This window comes from Tamlana crocina, assembly GCF_012037625.1.
The window spans coordinates 1-285 of sequence record NZ_JAAVJS010000850.1; the positions used below are offsets into that span (position 1 = coordinate 1).

At 47.4% G+C, this 285-nt stretch carries 1 pseudogene; it reads left to right on the forward strand.

The window, feature by feature from the left end:
• A pseudogene (locus HC176_RS19240) lies at positions 1–285 on the forward strand (cysteine--tRNA ligase); the annotation flags it as partial.

Here is a 285-nt window from a genome sequence, read left to right on the forward strand (position 1 = left end):
TCAATATCGGGAGAAAAAGAAGTTTTTAAACCAATTAACGAAGGTGCAGTGGGCATGTACGTTTGCGGGCCCACCGTGTACAGCAATGTGCATTTGGGCAATTGCCGGACCTTCATCTCCTTTGACCTTGTTTTTAGATACCTGAAACACCTGGGCTACAAAGTGCGGTATGTTAGAAATATCACCGATGCCGGTCATCTCGAAAACGACGCCGATTCGGGAGAAGATCGCATTGCTAAAAAAGCCCGCTTAGAGCAGATAGAACCAATGGAGGTGGTACAGCGG